Consider the following 18,096-nt stretch of genomic DNA (forward strand, 5'->3'; position numbering starts at 1 on the left):
TCGGGGCCGTATCGGCGAGTGCCCGCCTCGTCCGGAGGCGGCGGACAGTATCCGGCTGAGAGACCGTCTGTCATCCCCACCCTGTCTGATTCCCCCCGTCCCCGTTTCAGCGGCCCTCCCGCTCCACGGTCTCGAAGCGGTCGAACAAGGGGTCCGGGTCCTCGAGCACCCGGCGTGCGCGACGTTCGAGCGTCGTCGCGCGTTCCCCGAGCCCCTGATATCTCTCGTTGTCTTCCAGCTCAGCCGGTGGCAGCTCCGCTTCCAGGACCGCCCGTTTCGATTCGACGCTGAAGTACTCCCCCAGCGTCTCGTAGCCGAGGACCGAACACTGCTGGCGAACGGCGGCACGCACGCCCTCTCGCTCGATGGGTTTGCAGAGGTAGTCGTCGAACGGCATCTCCAACACGTCGAAGGATGGATCGATGGCTGTGACCATGATCACCCGACCGTAGTAGTCCCGCTCGTCGAGTTCCGACAGGACCTCGTCCCCCGACATGCCGGGCATGTGGCGGTCGAGGAGGACCACGTCCATATCCCGCTCCTCGACCGCCGAGAGCGCTTCCCCTCCACTGTATGCAGTGTCGACGTCGCACACGCCCTCGAGTCGGAGGGCGTACGCGTCAGCGACCTGTTTCTCGTCGTCGACGACCAGTGCCCTCGGCTTCTCGGCCGCGTCAGAGCCGTGTTGCATGCGCAGTTCGATTCGTTTTGCCGGAAGTGTAATAACCACTAGCCCTTCGCCGCCAGATTGAGCGTAGTCGCAGTTCACTTTCGTCAGTCTAGGCCGCCCCGTTGGACACTCCGATCTGCGTGTATATGCACCCAAATTGATTACACAATACCGCGAACACTCTGACAGGACGAACCATGGGGAGTCGCGTTGGACCGACCGGGGGACACGGGAACATCGACAGGCACGTGGCCGACAGCGTCGAGCGGGTGAACGAGACAGACGCAAGGGAACTAGCCCACCAGATTCGGGATCAGGATGTGTGTGATCGATGGTCGACGTAGCCGCCACGGCACAGCTGGGGGTCGAACTGCTCGCCGTCCTCCTGACTGGCTACTTCACGGTCGCGATGTGGAAGCGTCGGTCGGCACCTACGGCCCGTCCCCTGTTCGCGTTCGCGGCACTCCTGCTCGTCGGGAGCGTCGGATTCGTACTCCTGGTCCACGCTGCCCCGACCCGTCAGTCGCTACCGGACACCGAACCGGCCGCAACAGGCGCACCGCTCTGGTTCGCCCTCCTGATCGGGGTCGTTCTCATCGGCGGTGGCTTCTGGTTCCTGTTCACGCTGGAGTACACCGGCCGCGGCGGCCGCTTACGTCCGATCACGGCCGCTGGCGTCGTCGGCTACTGGCTCGTCGTCGCCACGGCCGCGGTGCTCGGAGATTTCTCGCCCGATTCCACCGTCCCTGCGGGGTCGAGCGCCGAACTGGTCCTGTTCCTGGGCGGGTACTTGATGAGTGTCCTGATGATCGTCGGGGCAGCGCTCATCCTGACGACCTCGTTGCGTCGGAACGCCGTCGGTATCGGCGAGGCGGTCGCCCTCGCCGGCGGTGGCGTCCTCGTGGCGTTCATGCCGGTCGCTGCCAGCAATCTACAGGTCGCCACTACTGTTCCCGTGATGCTCTCGCTCGCGGGATGTGCGTTCCTGGTCGCCATCACCCGATATCCGGCGTTCGAGGCGCCACCAGTCGCACGTATCGCCGGCCGCGACCGTCTCATCGAGGAGATGAACGACCCGTTCGTCGTCGTCGACAGTAACGACACCGTACGGGACTTGAACCCGGCCAGTGAACGTTACTTCGACGTGGGTAGCGAGACCGTCCGCGGTGAACCGCTGCAGACCCTGCTCCCGTCGCCGCTCGACCCGGAGCGGGTCGCGGAGTCGAGCGAGACCGTACACCTCCGGACCTCGTCGGGTGCGACGCTCGCGTGTGACGCTAACCGAATCACGGACCAGCGTAACCGATTCTTCGGCCACATTCTGGTGTTTCGCGACGTGACCGACCGCCAGCGTCGCGAAAGACGGCTGAGCGTGCTCAACCAGCTCCTGACCGGGGCTGTCAGTGAGCGGATGGACGCCATCGCAGACAGAGCCGCCCCGGTCGCGAGCTCAGTCGACGACGCTTCGCCGGAGCGGACCGATGCGTCGGAACTCGGCTCTCACGTGCGAACCGAGACGACGAGGCTCCTGCACCTCGTCACCTGGGCACGAGAGATCGAACGGAGTCTCGCAACGGAATCCGCCGACCAGGTCCCAGTGGTGGACGCTGTCCGCGACGCGGCCGCGACTGTCACCGACGACGAGCCACTCGACGTGACCATCTCCGTGGAGACGGATGCTGCCGTCCGGATCGACCGACGCCTCCTGGAGACTATCTTCGAGATGCTCCTCACCGACGCCCTCGATGGGAATCCCGAGACGGTTGGTGTGGAGGAGGCCGACACCGGGGATGGACGCGTCGTCCACATCGTCGCGAGTGAGTGGTCACTGGACCGTAGCGAGGCCGCCCCCGAGTGGAGTCCTGCGACCGAAGACCAATCTCGGAGCGCCGTACTGGTCGAGATAGCTCAGCAGGCGATGCAGTACTACGGTGGGCAAGTGACGGTCGAGACCACGGGTACTGGCACGCGACGGACGACCGTCGAACTCCCGACGACGTCCGGCGGCCCGGAGACCGCTGGCCGGTCGCTCCCAATCACTGACTCGCCGACCTCACCGACCGGGGGACCGGAGGAGGTGGAGGAGCGATGACGACGCTGGTGACACTCGCTATCGACGTGGCCATCGTTCTGGGATTCCTCGCCGTCGTGGTCTTCGGTCTCGAACACCGCGAGGAGCCGGGAGCAGTGCCGTTCCTCGTGCTCGCTGGACTGCTCGCGGCGATGACCCTGGGTATCGTGGTCGCGCGGTCGGGATTGCTCCCCCAGCAGTGGAATATCTACGCACTGTACGTCCCCTTCGTATTCGCTTCCCTTGCCTGGGTGGCACTCGCCTTCGACTACACCGGGCGCGGGCCGGTCGTCACGCGGCGACTGGCGTGGGGACTCGCTGCCTTCGGCGTGACTGCCGCCCTCAGCCCCCTACTCAGCGTGGGCATGCCCGATATTCTGGTTCAGGTGTCGTTCCTCGTGATCAACGCCATACAGTTCGTTCTGATCGCCGCCGTTGGATACGGTGCGGTGCTTGTCGCACGCTCGGCCATCGAGTACGGCGACCTGACGCGGGTCGGGAGCCTCGTCCTGTCTGCGGTCGGGACTGGCCTCGTTGGCGCCACCATCGTCATGGTTCTGACCCCACCACTGGCGCTCGGGACCGTGTTCGCAGTCTCGGAGGCCATTCTCGGCTCGATAGCAGTACTTCTCCTCGTCGCGGGCGTTCGGTACCGCATCTTCGAGACGGGGGCGAATCCTGGGCACCTGGCCAGGGAGAGCGTTCTCGACGAGATGTCCGCCGCGGTCGCGATAACCGGGCGTCGAGACCGGCTTCTCGACATCAACGCTACAGCCGAACGGACGTTCGACCTGGAACGACCGGACGCACTCGGGAAACCGGTTGAGGACGCACTGGGCTTCGACCCGAACCGGGAGAGCTATCCACTCACCGTCGGTACCAGTGAGGGCCGACGCGAGTTCGTGTCGGACCGCGCCGAACTTACCAGACAGAACGGGGAACAGATGGGTCGTGCCTACATCCTCCGTGACGTGACCGAGCGGCGGACACACGAACAACGACTGGACGTCCTCAACAGGGTGTTGCGACACAATCTCAGGAACGATCTCGACGCCATCAGGGGATTCGCGGAGACGCTCGAGCAGGAGGACGCACCTGTAGACGATGCCACGCTGGCGAGACAGATTCGAACGACTGCAACTGAAGTCGCTGACCTCGGGACCATGCTCTCCTCGGCAGATCGGTTGCTCGAAGTCGAGGGACTCGACCTCGAACGGGTCGAACTCGGCGCGGTCCTGGCCGGAATCGAGGAGCGCGTCAGCGAGACACACACCGATGCCTCGCTCCTGATTACGACGGAGGACTCGCCGATCACCCTCCGAACTGACCGTCAGATTCTCGAGATCGTTCTCGAAGAGGTCGTCCAGAACGGCATCGAACACAGTGATGTAGAGACACCACAGGTCGAGATACACGCACGACGAGGCGACGAGGTCGTCATCGAAGTCCGTGACGACGGCCCGGGGATTCCGGAGCGGGAACGGGCAGTGCTTCTCGACGGCGAAGAGCGGCCACTCCGTCACGGCAGTGGCCTCGGGCTCTGGCTCGTGTACTGGGGCGTGACGCGTCTCGGCGGGACACTCGCGTTCCGTGAACATGAGCCCCACGGCAGCGTCGTCTCGATCCGGATCCCCGACCACGAGACCACGTCGGCTCGAGACGCCCGGTCGTAATCGAGGCCAGTCGACAGCCCTGAACCCCTCCAGCTGTGCCGACCGTGGATGGATGAAGATACAGTCTCCAGGGCGGCTTCGGGAGTGGCGACTCTCTCTGTACAGCTAGACCGCCGGGTGCGGGCAATTCTCGGCTGTTAGCGTACCCTTCCACAGGTGTCTGGGCCAACACTCCGAGTGCAACCAAGGTACCACGATGGAAGACTGTCCGAACTGATGCAGCACAGCCGAACCCCCCACGACTGGACGCATCCCACACGAACGGTCAGCAGTGGGGTGAAACAGGCCGTCGGTCTGACGGCCGTCGGCAGCTGTCCCGATGGCGTTCGTCGTCGCTGCGAGCTATCCCGCCGTCGCGACGGTCGTGCTGACACTGATAGCTGGAATGGGCCTGGCGAAGCGCTACCTGCGTCGCGACCGCTTGCTGCCAGCCGCCGACCCGAACGCCCGTCCAGAAGACTACCCCCGCGTGCAGGCGACACAGGCACCCGATTGACACGAAACCGAGATGGAGTGAACCAAACTGATGTCGACCAACAACGAAAAGATGGCGCGCATCGACCCCGACCCGAAACCCAAAGCACCGGACGAGACCGTCGTAGATGTCACCTTGGAGGACGGACTGGTGATTTACGATTCGGAGAACCCCGACGCGTGGATTACCTCGACGACTGGACTGGATACGTCCGACGTCTGCTAAATCATCCTCGCTTGGCCTTCTCTGCCGGATTCGGGACGGTGATCCTGACGGTCGCCCCGTGAGCCGTGTCGAACGGGAGCGACCCGTTGAGCTTCGTGACGCCCCACTTCAGTTGGCACAGCTCCGAGTCCATGCCCGTGAGTAAAATCCGTCTCAGTCTTCGTCTCAGCGTCCAGCGGTACGAGTTCGGCCCCTGGGAGTACGGGCCCATCGTCGGGTAATTTCGAGAACGTACCCTTCGTCCGTGAGCGTCCCACGTGTACGTACTCCCGTTTGGCATGTCACTAGCCGGTCTCGACGATTGGCCCCGGGTCGACAGGTCGAGTGATTGAGACGCTTCGACTTCCCCCGTGGTGACTCTATTGAGCCAGCGGCTGTACTGCAAACTGTCGTTCTGACGACCGAGTTTGGATAGCTAGGCCGGCGCCCAGTGCACTCCCTCGATTGATAGAGCCTGGCTACAGGGGAGGGCAGTGTATAGTGCAGTGTACCGACGATGTCCGATTCAGCGTTCGATTCGGGGACGCCTCTAAACACCCCCGACTACGTTTCGGCCCTCCAGAAGGGATACGAGTCCGCGCAGTACGGGCTCAGGACCATCGGGTTCTGGGCGGCAGTGAGCCTCCCGTTCGTCCACCTTCCCCTGCTTCTCACCGGTCTCGATTCGACCGCCGACCTGCTCGCGTTCGGCGTCCTGCTCGGGTCGAACCTGATCGCGCTTCTCGTCGGTCACCACCACGATTCCCCCTGAACGCTTCCCATCGCGTCAGCCGCTTTGGTTCTCACGATGACGGCAGGTCAGCGGTGACGGCCGCCCCCCGAGGTCGCTCTCGTCGAACGAGAACTCACCAGCAAGGGCCTGTACCGCCCAGCTGGTCCTCCAGAGACCCAGGCTGCTCGCGTGGTCCTGTGGCTCCCCACCGACGCCCTCGATGGCGGCTTCGGCACGTGCCCCGACCACGCTGAGATCGTCCGGATGCTGTGCCGCAGAATCCGGTTCAGTAGTTCGTTCTGCTGGCGTTTGATCTCGGGTTCGTGATGTCCAGCAACGTCACCGCCTGCCCGAGTTCGTGACCGCGTCGGTCCGTCAGCCTTGATACGCGAGGGTCGAACGCTCTGTGCCCGCGGTCGGTCCCCTGTTCGACGGTCCCCCGGCCGCGCCCCGTTTCGAGGTCGGTGCGTTCAGTCGGCACCTCACCGAGACCGGGAGTACCTCGTTCGGGGCGTTCTAGAGTACGTCTCGTTGTTACTAGAAGGAACTTCTAACAAGGCACAGGAACTTGCAGGTTGTACGGATGAACCTTACACCCGATCGCCCTGGAACTTGCCCCACATGGCGGTCGTTCTGCTGGTGGGCCCGACACGGACGGCGAGGAGGTAGATAACTCGTGGACGGCGCACCCGGCGACGCTGACGGCAGGGTATCGGTGCCACTCGACGCCGTCCCCCACCCGTCGCTCCTGTACGAGGTTCGCGACGACGGCCTCCTGGTGACTCACACGAACCGAGCCTTCGATGCGACGTTCGGACGGCCCGAGGCCGGAACGCCACTCCGGAAGTGCCTGGACGAGCAGCAGGTTGGCCTCGACGCGGATGACGCGAACACCATCTGTTCGTCGCTTGCCGAAACTGGCACCGTCGACATGAGGAGTCAGTCCTCGGAGGAGGACGCCCTGCGGCTCCGAGCTGCCGACCCGCCGGATTCGGACGACGACGTGGGACTCCTCACACTGGAGACGGTCGAACCGGCGGCGGAGGACTCTGTCGGCGTCGAAAACATCGCGACGGTCGTCAGCCACGACCTTCGCAACCCGCTCGACGTGGCCAAAGCGCACCTCCGTGCGGCCCGCGAGCGAGGGAAGGCAGAACATTTCGACCGTGTCGACGACGCACACGACCGCATGGAGCGGATTATCGAGGACGTGCTTACGTTGGCACGGGGCGACGGGACCATCAGTCCCTCCGAATCCGTCGACCTCGGGGTCGTCGCTCGGGAGGCATGGTCGACCGTCGACACGAGTGACGCGTCGCTCCACGTGTCGTCCGACCTGCCGACCGTGAAAGCCGACCATTCGCGGCTCCAGCGGCTGTTCGAGAACCTGTTCCGGAACGCGGTGGAACACGGTTCCACCAGCACCCCCTCGACTCCGTCCCGCGAGGACGGCGTGGAAGACGGCTCAGGAGAGCCGTCGTTAGACGTCCGGGTCGGCACCACGTCCGACGGTGGGTTCTTCGTCGCCGACGACGGCGTCGGCATCCCTGCGGAGGACCGCCACCGCGTGTTCGAGCCAGGCTACAGTTCGAGCGACAGTGGTGCCGGCCTCGGGCTCACCATTGTCGAACGGGTCGCCGAGGCCCACGGCTGGACGGTCTCGATTCCGCCTGCGACCGACGGTGGAGCGCGGTTCGAGTTTCACACGAGCACCCCGGACTGAGCGGAGAGGACCGGGAACTAAGACATCCGAGCACGAGGCGCGCCGTACGCACAGTCAACACGGATTCAGCATGAAGGAACACCTGCGGAACGCACCGATCGGCGTCCTCGAAACGACCACCGACGGGGTCGTAGAGGCGGCCAACGAAGCGGCCATGTCGCTCCTGGAGTTCGACCGCTCGGACCTCGAGTCGTCGATCCAGTCGACGTTTCCAAAATCGGCCACCGGATCATTCCGGGAGAGCTTCGACAGTGAGGGTCCCGACGAACGGTCGTTCGAGGAGTACTACCCCCGGATCGACCGCTGGCTGGCTGTCGACGTGGTCCCGGCCGACGAGCACGTCAACGTGTACGTCCGCGACCGGGACAGTCACCACGAACATCGCCAACGGGTCGAGGCCCTGGAACGGCGACTGGAGCGGATGGAAACCATCGACGACCTCGTCGGGACCGTGCTCAGACAGGTCATCGAAGCGTCCGGCCGCGAGGAGGTCTCCCGAACCATCTGTGAGAGACTCGGGACGACAGACCTGTACGAGTTCGCCTGGCTCGGGGAGCGGGACCTGACCGACGGCCACCTGCAAGTCGTCGCCGCTGCCGGTGAGGCCCCCGAGGTGCGGGACCAACTCGTCGAGCACCTCGGTACCGACGCCGGGCTCCCGGAACAGACGGCCGTGCGGAGAGCGGAGACACAGGTCGTCCAGACGCTCGCGGACGACGAGGCGATCCCCCAGGGAGTCCGCCGTGCTGCGTTCGGCCGGGGACTGCAGTCCTGTATCGTCGTCCCGCTCGCGTATCGCGACACGGTGTACGGGGTGCTCGGCGTGTACGCCGCCCGCGAGGATGGGTTCAGCGAACCGGAAGAGGCGAGTCTGGAGACGTTGGGCGCTATCGGCGGGTTCGCGATCAACGCGATCCGGCAGGAGGAACTCCTCTTCGCCGACACCGTCACGGAGTTGACGCTCGACATCCGCGACGACGACCTACCGCTGGCCACCGTCGCTGATGACGAGCGGTCGGTAGTGCTCTCCGGTGCCGTGCACCGGGATGACGACACCGTGGTGTGTTACGTTCGGGTGCCGGGCAGTGAGGCCGTCGTCGAGACGCTCACTGCCCACGACGAGGTGTTCGATGCGCGGGTCGTCAGCGAAGAGGACGAGCTCCTGGAAGTCGAACTGAGTGGCCGGACACCCGTCGCACGACTCGCTGCACAGGGTGCGACCGTCAGGAGTGCTACGTACGGTGGAGACGGCGCCCGCATCGTCGCCGAGGTACCGTCGGATGTGGAACTCAGGCGGCTCGTCGGTAGCGTCGACAGCGTCGCCGCAGGCACGGATGTCGTGGGGAAGGCAGAGACACAGCGCGACCCGGAGAGCGTCGACGCGTTCCGGAGCGACCTGAAGGAGTCGCTCACCGACAAGCAGCTACAGGTGCTCCGGACGGCGTACCTTTCGGACTATTTCACGTCGCCCCGGGGGAGCTCATCCGAGGAGGTCGCCGACGCGCTCGACGTGACCGGACCGACTATCCTCTATCACCTGCGACGCGGCCAGCGAAAGCTCTTGGAATCGTTCTTCGAGACGGATCCGGAGACCCCGACTGACGGGTGAATTCGCAAGCCTGCTCGTTTGCTGGGTCCTCGCACCTCCTCGCATCAGATGGCGGCACGACGGGTCGATCTGTATTACTAGAGCCCGGTTCTCACGACGGTTCCGATTGATAGCGTCTCCCTACAGGGAGGAGTCGTCCAAAGTGGGAGGTACGACGATGTCGAACTCAGCACTCGAGAACCGCGCGACCGAGGTTACGAAGCCGTCGAACGGCCGTCCTGAACTCCCCGGCCAAGAGGAGCAGAGCGTCGACCCTGACGAACTCCTGGCCCTGCTGAGCGACGACCACGCGAGAGCGATCCTGAAGACGATCAGCGAGCAGGGGCGCCCGGCGAGGAACATCGCGGAGCGAACCGACCTGTCACGGGCGACGGTGTACCGTCGTCTCAACCGGCTCGAGGACGCCGGACTCGTGGACACGACGATGGCTTACCATTCGGAGGGCCACCACCGCAAACACTACTTCGCGGAACAGAACGAGTTCCGACTCTCGTTCGAGGAGGGTGATATCGCCGTCGAGGCGACAGCCCTGTGAGATGGGCAGCGTCGAGCAATCCCCTCGGCCCGTTCGAGAGCAAGATTCTCGCCGGTGACGTTCGGTCTTGGTCGCCGGGAGCAGTGAGCTCAGCGGATGGCGCGCCGTGCGACGAACGCGACGGCAAATATGGCGACGATGACGCCGATAACCGTCGGAACGGTCTGTGCCGAACCCCACTCCCAGCCGAAGAACTGGGTCCCCACGATTGCGGCGAGTGCGACGAGCACGCCGACTGTCGTTTCGCTGGCTGATCGTGGCATGCGACGAACTTCGCTGCTGGAAGTATCAATGGTGGCGTCGTGTTTCACTCGGCGAAACAGTGCTGTGGCTGCTCTCTCCATCCGTCACTGCCCAGTAGACCCAGAAGTCACTCGGGCGGTAACTGTCTGAAAGAACGTAAGCCGACTATCGCTACGAACGACAGGCGGACGGAGTCGTTACTTGCGGGTGAGGTTCGATGCGCGGGGTCCCTTCGGGGACGACTCGATGTCGAACTCGACTTCCTGCCCTTCCTCGAGGTCGGGACCGCCGACGTCCTCCATGTGGAAGAACACGTCTTCGTCGTCGTCAACAGCGTCGTCGTCAGTCGATATGAACCCGTAGCCGCCTGTGTCGTTGAAGAAGTCAACTTTGCCGGTTGCCATTACAACCATACGTTGAGTGTTCCGAGGGATAACGCTTGCGAATGTAGAGTTACCACGATTGGGGTTCGAACCCCCGGCTCAACTGTCTGGAAACGTCTCTTGCAGTGGCAGACAGGTATTTAAACGACCATCACAAGGTGTGACATGCATCGCCATGAAACCGTGCCACAACTGCCAGACGGTCATCGACGAGTATCTCCTGGACAAAAAGCTCGAACCTCTGCGTGAGCTCACGGCCGACGACTTCAACATCTGTGCGGACTGCGTCACAATCGACGTCGACTCGTGCGTGGCGTGTGGCGGCGCGGTGTACGTCCCCGAGACGGTTTCCCCTGACTACTGTCCGGCGTGTCGGTCCGACATCATCGAGCGTACCGGCCAGGACCCTGGCTGGACGTGCGATCACGTGTCGACCTGACCGGCACACCGACTCGTCAAACCTCTTATCGAGCTCAACTGACCGAGCCGACGGCCCGCCAGCCCGCCAGCCCGTAGGTTTTGAACGGGTCAGAACCCGAATACCGGCACGAACTGGAAGCAGAGATACGCACCGAGGGTCGCGATAGCAGGCACGATATTCTGCATCAGGACGACCCGTGCAGTCGTCGCCGGGTTGAACAGCTCCGCCGCACGCGGGATATCTTCTGGTTCCTCTTCGCCGATCGGGGGGAGCTCCTCACCCTCCTCGTCGGCTGCCAGCGCACTGACGCTTACCGGTGGGCCCTCCTCGCTGGAGACGGCCTCGGGGACGGTCATCGGTCTGGTCGCTCGACCCCAGCCGAGCCCGACGATGGCCATCGTCGCGATGATGACGAAGCTCGCCGGAATACCCAGAGCCGAGAGGAAGATCACGAGCGTCGAACTGACCGACGCGACGACGATGGCGGCCGTCAGCGGTAGCTCAGTGATGTCGCTCCCCATCGTCTCCAGGGTCCGTCTGGCGATAGTGAACGCGCCGATTGTGACAGCGATCCCGCCGAAGATGATCGCCGGGTTCATCGCCAGCTCACCGCTGCCGACCAGCGGCGCGACGGCGTTGGCGATGTTCGAGGTGCCGGAGCTGAACGCCATCAGACAGCCGATCGCGACGACGGTTATCGTTCCGCCCAGCTCGCGGCGGTTGGTCGTCCGGTGGAGGCGCGGAATCGGCACCAGTCCCGAGCGGTCCACGTCGAACAGTGGACCGCTGCTGCGCTCCATCGCGACGAATCGGTTGAGTCGTGCGTAGAAGTAGCGGCCGATGATCAGCGACACCCAGAAGCCGATGATCGGCGAGACGATCCACCAGGTGAGTATCTCGGCCATGACGGCGAAGTCGAGGACTCCCCCGGCGAGGCCCAGCCCGGCGATCGCGCCGACGGCGGTCATCGATGTCGAGGCCGGCACGCCGAAGAGGTTGCCCATGAGCAGCGCGACGCCGATGAAGAACAGCACCGCGATGGACGATTCGAGCGTGAAGACGCTGGTACTGACGACGAGCTCTCTCCCGAGCTTCGTCACGACGTTCCGGCCGACGGTCCAGGCACCCAGGAAGAAGAAGACTCCCATCAGCGCAGCGGCGGCCGTCTTCGAAATCGCGTCCGCACCGACGGCTGGCCCGAAGGCCGGGCCGGTCGTCGAGCCTCCGATGTTGTAGGCCACGAACATCGCGACGAGCACGCCGACGACGAGGAGCGCTTCGACCATCAGGCGTCTTCCTCAGCTGTCTCGGCGTCCTTCGTCTCCGATTCCTCTCCGCCTTCGGCGTCCTCGTCCTCCCAGACCTCGCTCGCGTCCTCGTCTTCCCACTCCTCCTCCGAGGTCGCCTCCCCAGACTGACCGGCAGCGGGGTCGCCGTCTCGCCCCGCAGGTTGCTGCGCCCCGTCGCCGTGTGCGTCGAGTTCCCTCTCCAGCGTCTCTTCGACGGTCTTCTCGACTGTCTCTCCGACCGTCTCCTCGACAGTTTCCTCGACGGTCTCACCTACTGTTTCCTCGACGGTCTCGCCGACCTTCTCTTCGACAGTTTCCTCGACGGTCTCACCTACTGTTTCCTCGACGGTCTCGCTGACTTTCTCCTCGACAGTCTCGTCAACGGTTTTCTCGACAGTTTCTTCGACGGTTTCACCCACTGTCTCCTCGACGGTCTCACCTACTGTTTCCTCGACGGTCTCGCTGACCTTCTCCTCGACAGTCTCGTCAACGGTTTTCTCGACCGTCTCCTCGACAGTTTCTTCGACGGTTTCACCCACTGTCTCCTCGACGGTTTCTTCGACGGTTTCACCCACTGTCTCCTCGACGGTTTCGCCCACTGTCTCTTCGACGGTTTCGCTGACCTTCTCCTCGACAGTCTCGTCGACGGTTTTCTCGACTGTCTCTTCGACTGTTTCTTCGACGGTTTCACCCACTGTCTCCTCGACAGTCTCGTTCACGGTCTCTCCAACGGTCTCTTCGACGGTTTCCTCGACCGTCTTTTCGACCGTCTCGCCGACGGTCTTCTCCACCGTCTCTCCGACCTTCTCGTCCACGGTCTCGTCGACCGTCTCCTCCACGGTCTCCTTGACGGCCGTGGTCATCCAGTCGGGGTCGAACCGGGCCATCTTCCACACGACGTGGAAGACGTACGATATCAGGACACCGAAGCCGAACGCCAACCCGATGGCGTTGCCTGCGACCACGATCAGTCCGACCGAAATCGCGATCAAAAGTCCGTAAGCGAGATCGATGAGGGAGTCGACCCGACTCGGGTTCACAGCCCACCCGGGAGTGTCCCGGGTCGGTCAGATGCGAGCGTAGTCCGTCGGCGGCTGAAAGCTGAAAAATTCACGTACTAGTTAATGCGGCCTGCGAGTCAAGTAGTTTCGCAAAGCAGGACCGTGGTGCACGGAGCAGTCGCGACCGGGAATTCACGGGCCCACGTGGAGAGAGACGGGTCGACACGAGCTGCCTGCTCACCCTCTGAATGCCAGTGTCGCTGGACTGCTTCAGGACGAAGGGTGGAACTCCGTGGCTGCGAGCTCGGTCTCGACACGCCCGAGCATCTCTTCGAGGGAGACGCCCTCCCGCTCTACGTGTCTGAGCTGTGCTTCGACGCCTGGCTCGAGCTGTGGACTCAGTATGAACAGGGCCGCGCCGGTCGCAGTCGCCCGGAGCACCCACTGCGCGAGCGAGGGGACCGGTGGTGTGGTGATGTCGGTCCGGACCGCTGCCACCCGCCACGCCTGCTCCCGGCCCTCAGTCATGGAGCGTAACGTCAGCGATTCGTCTAGTTGGCCCAGCAGGGCGTCGATGTCGTCGACACCCGGCGCGTACAGGTCGGCGAGAGCCCGCTGCTGGGCGTCCACGAGGCCGGCGAGGATGGTGTCGATGGCGAGGTGGTCCGCGTACTTCTGGTCCCTGTCGGGGTCGATACCGACCGCTTCTAGACTGAGTGCGAGGTCGTAGTTGATGTGGGCGTTCACCCCGAGGAACGCGTCCTGCATGACCAGCGTCTCTTCGTTGACCGCGGCCCCGAAGGCGACACGCCAGGGGTCGGGGACTGCCGCGATGTCGCCACGCTCGAAGGCGAGGAACGCCCGGCGGTAGTAGTCGGCGAAGGTGACCAGATATCGGCGCATCCACTCCGGGTCGGTGAACAGGCCTTCATCGATTCCCTCCTCGACCTGACGGGTCATCCTGACGTAGATGGTGAGGAAGACGGCTCTGCGGTCGTCGCGCTGGCGGAGCCGGGACTCCAGTCGTCCGAGTCGCTGTTCGGCATCGCCGACCGACTCGAACGGTGCTTCGACGAGTTCGACCAGTGCCGGGTCCGGAGAGCCAGGTGGTGCGAACCGTCCCGCGTCTCCACGGAACGCGTGCCAGATGGCTCTGAGCTCTGTCGGTCCGACGAGTCGTGCGGTCGTTGCGAGGCCTGCCATCCGGTGTTCCTGCGAGAGGCTTCTCGTTCCCGGAGCAAAAAGGTCGACCCGTCTTTTGCCTGTGACGCCTACTTTCGGTCGGGATGCCGCACGCGAAAGCTCTCTGGCGACCGATGGCGGCAGGCGTCTCCAGTTGATGAGCGCCGACATGGGCTGGGGAGCCCAGACCAGGAACGACAGAACAGATTCTGACGAATGGGGCTGAATCTGATATGACGGCTCCGATGGTGTTTCAGGCGATGAAACGCTGGCTTCCATTTTTTACCCCGCTGAAACCTTCTTCCGGCAGATGACGGCCCAGAGTACAGGGCGAACCAGCAGTTCGCTACTCGGTCGAATCTTCGGGGTTGCTGCCGACCCGCAGACGTACAAGAACTTACTCTACCTTCTGGTACGGTTCCCACTCGGCATCGCCTACCTGATAGTTTTCGTGACGTTGCTCTCGTTGGGCGTATCGCTCGTGCCACTACTGATCGGAGTCCCGATCCTCGCGGGTGTGCTCTCGGTCGCCGGCTACGTCGGCGTCGTCGAGGCCGCACTCCTCCGGACGTTACTCGGACGGGATATCGTCTGGACACCGACCAACCCGAACGACACACCGGTCGTCCCGTACCTCAAGCAGGTCGCGACAGATCCACACAATTACCTACTCCTGCTACTGGCGTTCGTCTCTTTCGCTACTGGCAACGTACTGTTCGTCGGTCTCGTGGTCTGGTTTGCGCTCTCGTTCAGTTTCGTCATCGCCCCGGCAGCCTACCGGTTCGACAACGTCCAGTACTTCACTGCCTCAGGGCCGGTCGAACTTGGAATCGTCTCGGTCAGTGAAGAGCAACTGGTCATCGATACCGTGCCCGAAGCGCTGTTGGTCTCACTCCTTGGCATCGTCACCACCGTCATTGGTCTCCACCTCGTCAACCTCACGACGCAGGTGTACGCCGACATCACCGAGTCACTGCTATCCACTTCAGAGTGAGTACTGGAACGGATAGAGCCGGCGTTTCCGCGACAAATTTTCATGACGTGTCTATTACCTGTTTCATATTCTGACACACGCGGCCTACGTTTACAATTCCGTGTGGCATCAGATGAACTGCTACTGCCATATGAGCCGATACGAAGCCCGCAAACAGAGGTCGATTACGAGACGCCAGCTCCTTGCGGCTGGCGGGACCACGTTCCTGACCGCTACCGCTGGTTGCTCGGCGGTCCTCGATTTCGTCGGTGAGCAGGTTCTCGAGGAAGTCAACATCCTCAATCAACTGAACCGGGAGATCAGCGGGTCGATCGAAATTATCGACCCCGCAGGTGATACCCGTCTCGACACGGCATTCACCGCCCCGTCCACGGAATCCGATGGCGAGAGTAACATCGTCGCGTACCCCGACATCTGGACCAACACAGGAAGTTACGAGGTGAGTATCGTGCTCACCGACATCGAACTCGAGGGCGTTTCACGGGCGCGCAGGGAGATATCCATCGACGACACCGAAGCGGAAATGCTCGCTATCGTTATCGGGTCCGGCGACGAGAGCGAGCCGATCGCTTTCCGCGTGGGCGAGTCGTTCTCCGAACTCGGGCAGACGAGCGAGAGTCAGTGAAGTACCACGCGGCGGTGGCCAGTCGTCTCCCGTAGCCGTGAACCGCCTGGGGTCGAGCCCCAGTCGTTCGGCCTGTGCTACCTGTCGAGTTTGAGCGGGAGTACGCTATTCACCGAACCAGTTTCAGGCGTCTATAGACCGTTCGGGCTCGTCCTGTCGCTCGTACCCGTGGAACTCCACGACGACGACAGTTCCCTCGGAGTTTGCGCGCTCGAATTCGAGTTCGGCGCCGAGTTGGCTGACCGCCCAGTTGACGAACCACAGTCCGACACCGAGTCCGTGCCGATGTTGTGTTTCGCCAGTTCCGGTCAGGAGGTCACGCTCCCGGTCCGGGATCCCGGGGCCGTTGTCGCCGACTCGAAGCCGCGGAGTCCCGTCGGTGGCAGTGTCAACTTCGATTTCGACCCTGCCGGGAGCAGCCGAGTGAACGATCGCGTTTTCGACGAGCTCCGCCGCGAGACGCTGCACGATGGTCCGGTGAGAGACGAGCTGAAGGCGTTCGGGTGCGGAAACTGAGATCTCGGTTTCGGGGTGTTCATCGCGGGTATTCCTCGCCACAGTACGGACCACGGTCACCAGGTCGATCCGTGATGGGGACCCGACGGTGTCAGTCATTACTGCTTCGGCGTCCCGCGCTTTCTGACTGATCGAAAGTAGGTCGTCGGCACTCTCCTGAATCGCGGTGCGATGGGTGTCATCCTCGATGCGGTCGGAGTGCGCAAGGATCACGTCCAACTTGTTCTGGACGTTGTGTCGCAGGACGCGGTTGAGGACAGAGAGGCGCTGCTCCCGCGTGCGCTCGTCCGTGATGTCCCGAAGGAGAATCGTTCTCGCAACTGGTGGGCTGTCCCTGTCACCGCCTTCCGCTCCGACGGCTGAGACGGTGTACTGGAACCGCCGACGTCCCTTCGAAGTTCGAAGCGTTACCGTCCCGGTCGTTCCGGTCGACAGGTCTGCTCCGCTCATCCCCTCGACGACTGACCGGATTGATGTGCCTATCATCCGCTGCGTCGAGCTATCGAACAGGTTCTCTGCCGTCGAGTTTGTATCCAGGATGTGGCCATCCCAGTCGACGACGAAGACCGCTTCCTGTAGCTCTTCGAAGACGCGGGAGCGAGCCACGTAATCTGCTTTCGGAAACCCGATCAACACCGGGTATCGTCGAAGCGAAACCCCCAACAACAGCCCTGACAGCAACAGCCCACCGGTTACCCCGTCGACGATCTGATTCCCGTCGATCCACAGACCGACGACGTACGGTGCCGAGATGGCACCGAGCTGCGCGCCGAGTTGCGTCTTCGAGACTCGGTCGTGATTCCAGGTGTATCTGAGAAAGAGCACCGCTGCGTACACGTACACGATGAACAGCAGGAGTAGTTCGGTTCCGATGAGCGAGGCAAGCGAACGTTCTACGGTTTCCAGAGAGCCGCCAAGGGCGATGACGACGGCCGAGCCGACCAACGGAAGTGCGAGCAGAACGAACATCCCTATTCTGACGGGGGTCAAGTCCGTCCCGCGACCAGTGTAGCCGAGCACGTACACGAGCCAGAGTGCAGGAATGAAGACGATCGGGAGAATCTGTGCAACCCCAGCTAGTCCTCCGCTGACGGGCCACGAGTCCGGGAATTCGGAAACGAACGACAGGACTGCCCACAGTAGTAGGCCCCCGGAGATAGCGGCGAAGGCGGTCGCATTCGGGCGATCTCGCTTCGTAACTGCGCGCCACGTCACCAACGCTAGCAGCACGATAGCGACACCATCGAGTGCGAGCGAGGCTACAAGCGTGAAAGATATCATCATTATGTTAATTCTGTATAGGGGTTACCTTTGCACTCGTTGCGAGGCCATGGTTTCCATGATGAGACGTGTCGGTCGTACTCTGATACCTACGTTTCCTGGCATGGACTTAAAAGCCCAGTCGGTGTTTCTGAGAGAGAAGGCCACTGCACCATCGAACTGGACTCGGGGTCGACGGATTCAGTTGACCGGGTCCTTCGAGCGCGCTTCCTGCCGTTGGCCGAAAACACGAGCTCGACACCGGTAGAACAACGAAGAGGGGCCGTGTCGACAAAGATTTCGTCTCGGGCGAATTCTCGGCGCCGGTACCCGTCTCGAAGGGCGCGGTCGTGTTTGGCGACCCAGCTCGGCTCGCCAGTGCGTCCGTGTTCGGTCTCGTCGTCGCCCCATCGGCCCCCGGTCTAGTCGGCGTTCGTCGACGGCAAGCCCCAGTCCCCACAGACGAATCAGTCGCTCGACGGCGTCGAC

At 63.1% G+C, this 18,096-nt stretch carries 19 protein-coding genes and 1 pseudogene; 11 read left to right on the forward strand and 9 right to left on the reverse strand.

Annotated elements, in window-relative coordinates:
- Positions 1–106 precede the first annotated feature (106 nt).
- Entirely contained in the window at positions 107–691 is a 585-nt protein-coding gene (locus NO978_RS14860; protein ID WP_257300381.1) for a response regulator, read from the reverse strand.
- A gap of 310 nt (positions 692–1,001) precedes the next feature.
- On the opposite strand from NO978_RS14860, the gene NO978_RS14865 reads away from it, so the two are divergent.
- The 4 genes from NO978_RS14865 (at position 1,002) to NO978_RS14880 (ending at position 5,114) form a co-directional block, all read left to right on the forward strand.
- Positions 1,002–2,762, forward strand: coding sequence for a histidine kinase N-terminal 7TM domain-containing protein (locus NO978_RS14865; protein ID WP_257300382.1), 1,761 nt, complete (start codon positions 1,002–1,004; stop codon positions 2,760–2,762).
- Positions 2,759–4,414 carry an ATP-binding protein gene (locus NO978_RS14870; RefSeq protein WP_257300383.1) on the forward strand — a complete coding sequence of 552 codons (1,656 nt, stop codon included), beginning with the start codon at positions 2,759–2,761 and terminating at the stop codon, positions 4,412–4,414. Before NO978_RS14865 ends, NO978_RS14870 begins: the two co-directional genes overlap by 4 nt.
- A gap of 319 nt (positions 4,415–4,733) precedes the next feature.
- Positions 4,734–4,910, forward strand: coding sequence for a hypothetical protein (locus NO978_RS14875; RefSeq protein ID WP_257300384.1), 177 nt, complete (start codon positions 4,734–4,736; stop codon positions 4,908–4,910).
- Positions 4,911–4,940: 30 nt separating this feature from the next.
- Positions 4,941–5,114 carry a hypothetical protein gene (locus NO978_RS14880; protein ID WP_257300385.1) on the forward strand — a complete coding sequence of 58 codons (174 nt, stop codon included), beginning with the start codon at positions 4,941–4,943 and terminating at the stop codon, positions 5,112–5,114.
- A 1-nt stretch (position 5,115) separates the two neighbouring features.
- Here NO978_RS14880 and NO978_RS14885 read toward each other — a convergent pair whose 3' ends face one another.
- Positions 5,116–5,247: a hypothetical protein gene (locus NO978_RS14885; RefSeq protein WP_257300386.1), complete on the reverse strand. Its 132-nt coding sequence runs from the start codon at positions 5,245–5,247 to the stop codon at positions 5,116–5,118.
- A 363-nt stretch (positions 5,248–5,610) separates the two neighbouring features.
- Here NO978_RS14885 and NO978_RS14890 point away from each other — a divergent pair, with 363 nt between their 5' ends.
- Positions 5,611–5,865, forward strand: a complete 255-nt coding sequence (locus NO978_RS14890) for a hypothetical protein (protein WP_257300387.1) — start codon at positions 5,611–5,613, stop codon at positions 5,863–5,865.
- Positions 5,866–5,880: 15 nt separating this feature from the next.
- Here the strand turns inward: NO978_RS14890 and NO978_RS14895 are convergent, their stop codons facing one another.
- Positions 5,881–6,075: a hypothetical protein gene (locus NO978_RS14895; RefSeq protein WP_257300388.1), complete on the reverse strand. Its 195-nt coding sequence runs from the start codon at positions 6,073–6,075 to the stop codon at positions 5,881–5,883.
- Positions 6,076–6,502: 427 nt separating this feature from the next.
- Here NO978_RS14895 and NO978_RS14900 point away from each other — a divergent pair, with 427 nt between their 5' ends.
- The 3 genes from NO978_RS14900 (at position 6,503) to NO978_RS14910 (ending at position 9,693) form a co-directional block, all read left to right on the forward strand.
- Positions 6,503–7,549, forward strand: coding sequence for a HAMP domain-containing sensor histidine kinase (locus NO978_RS14900; protein ID WP_257300389.1), 1,047 nt, complete (start codon positions 6,503–6,505; stop codon positions 7,547–7,549).
- Positions 7,550–7,619: 70 nt separating this feature from the next.
- Complete coding sequence (locus tag NO978_RS14905; protein WP_257300390.1) at positions 7,620–9,158, forward strand: bacterio-opsin activator domain-containing protein; 1,539 nt, start codon at positions 7,620–7,622, stop codon at positions 9,156–9,158.
- Between the two features lie 157 nt (positions 9,159–9,315).
- Positions 9,316–9,693, forward strand: coding sequence for a winged helix-turn-helix domain-containing protein (locus NO978_RS14910; RefSeq protein WP_257300391.1), 378 nt, complete (start codon positions 9,316–9,318; stop codon positions 9,691–9,693).
- Between the two features lie 89 nt (positions 9,694–9,782).
- On the opposite strand, the gene NO978_RS14915 is transcribed toward NO978_RS14910, so the two are convergent.
- Positions 9,783–9,956, reverse strand: a complete 174-nt coding sequence (locus NO978_RS14915) for a multidrug transporter (RefSeq protein ID WP_257300392.1) — start codon at positions 9,954–9,956, stop codon at positions 9,783–9,785.
- A 177-nt stretch (positions 9,957–10,133) separates the two neighbouring features.
- Positions 10,134–10,340 (reverse strand): cold-shock protein, encoded by a 207-nt coding sequence (locus NO978_RS14920; protein ID WP_089735669.1) that lies wholly within the window; start codon positions 10,338–10,340, stop codon positions 10,134–10,136.
- A gap of 154 nt (positions 10,341–10,494) precedes the next feature.
- On the opposite strand from NO978_RS14920, the gene NO978_RS14925 reads away from it, so the two are divergent.
- Entirely contained in the window at positions 10,495–10,758 is a 264-nt protein-coding gene (locus tag NO978_RS14925; RefSeq protein ID WP_257300393.1) for a hypothetical protein, read from the forward strand.
- Between the two features lie 89 nt (positions 10,759–10,847).
- Here NO978_RS14925 and NO978_RS14930 read toward each other — a convergent pair whose 3' ends face one another.
- The 3 genes and pseudogenes from NO978_RS14930 to NO978_RS14940 all read right to left on the reverse strand — a co-directional run bounded on the left by NO978_RS14930 (position 10,848) and on the right by NO978_RS14940 (position 14,233).
- Complete coding sequence (locus NO978_RS14930; RefSeq protein WP_257300394.1) at positions 10,848–12,026, reverse strand: inorganic phosphate transporter; 1,179 nt, start codon at positions 12,024–12,026, stop codon at positions 10,848–10,850.
- Between the two features lie 212 nt (positions 12,027–12,238).
- A pseudogene (locus NO978_RS14935) lies at positions 12,239–13,069 on the reverse strand (hypothetical protein); the annotation flags it as partial.
- Between the two features lie 231 nt (positions 13,070–13,300).
- Positions 13,301–14,233, reverse strand: a complete 933-nt coding sequence (locus NO978_RS14940; protein ID WP_257300396.1) for a DUF5995 family protein — start codon at positions 14,231–14,233, stop codon at positions 13,301–13,303.
- Between the two features lie 289 nt (positions 14,234–14,522).
- On the opposite strand from NO978_RS14940, the gene NO978_RS14945 reads away from it, so the two are divergent.
- Both NO978_RS14945 and NO978_RS14950 read left to right on the forward strand, forming a co-directional pair.
- Entirely contained in the window at positions 14,523–15,206 is a 684-nt protein-coding gene (locus tag NO978_RS14945) for a sensor domain-containing protein (protein WP_257300397.1), read from the forward strand.
- A 130-nt stretch (positions 15,207–15,336) separates the two neighbouring features.
- Positions 15,337–15,831: a hypothetical protein gene (locus NO978_RS14950; protein WP_257300398.1), complete on the forward strand. Its 495-nt coding sequence runs from the start codon at positions 15,337–15,339 to the stop codon at positions 15,829–15,831.
- Between the two features lie 123 nt (positions 15,832–15,954).
- Here NO978_RS14950 and NO978_RS14955 read toward each other — a convergent pair whose 3' ends face one another.
- Entirely contained in the window at positions 15,955–17,631 is a 1,677-nt protein-coding gene (locus NO978_RS14955; protein WP_257300399.1) for an ATP-binding protein, read from the reverse strand.
- Between the last annotated feature and the right edge of the window lie 465 nt (positions 17,632–18,096).

This window comes from Haloarchaeobius sp. FL176 (assembly GCF_024609245.1).
GTDB lineage: Archaea > Halobacteriota > Halobacteria > Halobacteriales > Natrialbaceae > Haloarchaeobius.

Coding starts and splice junctions, on each gene's coding strand:
- NO978_RS14875 (WP_257300384.1), top strand. CDS start 4,734: ATGGCGTTCGTCGTCGCTGCGAGCTATCCCGCCGTCGCGACGGTCGTG.
- NO978_RS14920 (WP_089735669.1), bottom strand. CDS start 10,340: ATGGCAACCGGCAAAGTTGACTTCTTCAACGACACAGGCGGCTACGGG.
- NO978_RS14880 (WP_257300385.1), top strand. CDS start 4,941: ATGTCGACCAACAACGAAAAGATGGCGCGCATCGACCCCGACCCGAAA.
- NO978_RS14955 (WP_257300399.1), bottom strand. CDS start 17,631: ATGATGATATCTTTCACGCTTGTAGCCTCGCTCGCACTCGATGGTGTC.
- NO978_RS14950 (WP_257300398.1), top strand. CDS start 15,337: ATGAGCCGATACGAAGCCCGCAAACAGAGGTCGATTACGAGACGCCAG.
- NO978_RS14925 (WP_257300393.1), top strand. CDS start 10,495: ATGAAACCGTGCCACAACTGCCAGACGGTCATCGACGAGTATCTCCTG.
- NO978_RS14915 (WP_257300392.1), bottom strand. CDS start 9,956: ATGCCACGATCAGCCAGCGAAACGACAGTCGGCGTGCTCGTCGCACTC.
- NO978_RS14940 (WP_257300396.1), bottom strand. CDS start 14,233: ATGGCAGGCCTCGCAACGACCGCACGACTCGTCGGACCGACAGAGCTC.
- NO978_RS14890 (WP_257300387.1), top strand. CDS start 5,611: ATGTCCGATTCAGCGTTCGATTCGGGGACGCCTCTAAACACCCCCGAC.
- NO978_RS14945 (WP_257300397.1), top strand. CDS start 14,523: ATGACGGCCCAGAGTACAGGGCGAACCAGCAGTTCGCTACTCGGTCGA.
- NO978_RS14885 (WP_257300386.1), bottom strand. CDS start 5,247: ATGGACTCGGAGCTGTGCCAACTGAAGTGGGGCGTCACGAAGCTCAAC.
- NO978_RS14870 (WP_257300383.1), top strand. CDS start 2,759: ATGACGACGCTGGTGACACTCGCTATCGACGTGGCCATCGTTCTGGGA.
- NO978_RS14860 (WP_257300381.1), bottom strand. CDS start 691: ATGCAACACGGCTCTGACGCGGCCGAGAAGCCGAGGGCACTGGTCGTC.
- NO978_RS14865 (WP_257300382.1), top strand. CDS start 1,002: ATGGTCGACGTAGCCGCCACGGCACAGCTGGGGGTCGAACTGCTCGCC.
- NO978_RS14905 (WP_257300390.1), top strand. CDS start 7,620: ATGAAGGAACACCTGCGGAACGCACCGATCGGCGTCCTCGAAACGACC.
- NO978_RS14910 (WP_257300391.1), top strand. CDS start 9,316: ATGTCGAACTCAGCACTCGAGAACCGCGCGACCGAGGTTACGAAGCCG.
- NO978_RS14930 (WP_257300394.1), bottom strand. CDS start 12,026: ATGGTCGAAGCGCTCCTCGTCGTCGGCGTGCTCGTCGCGATGTTCGTG.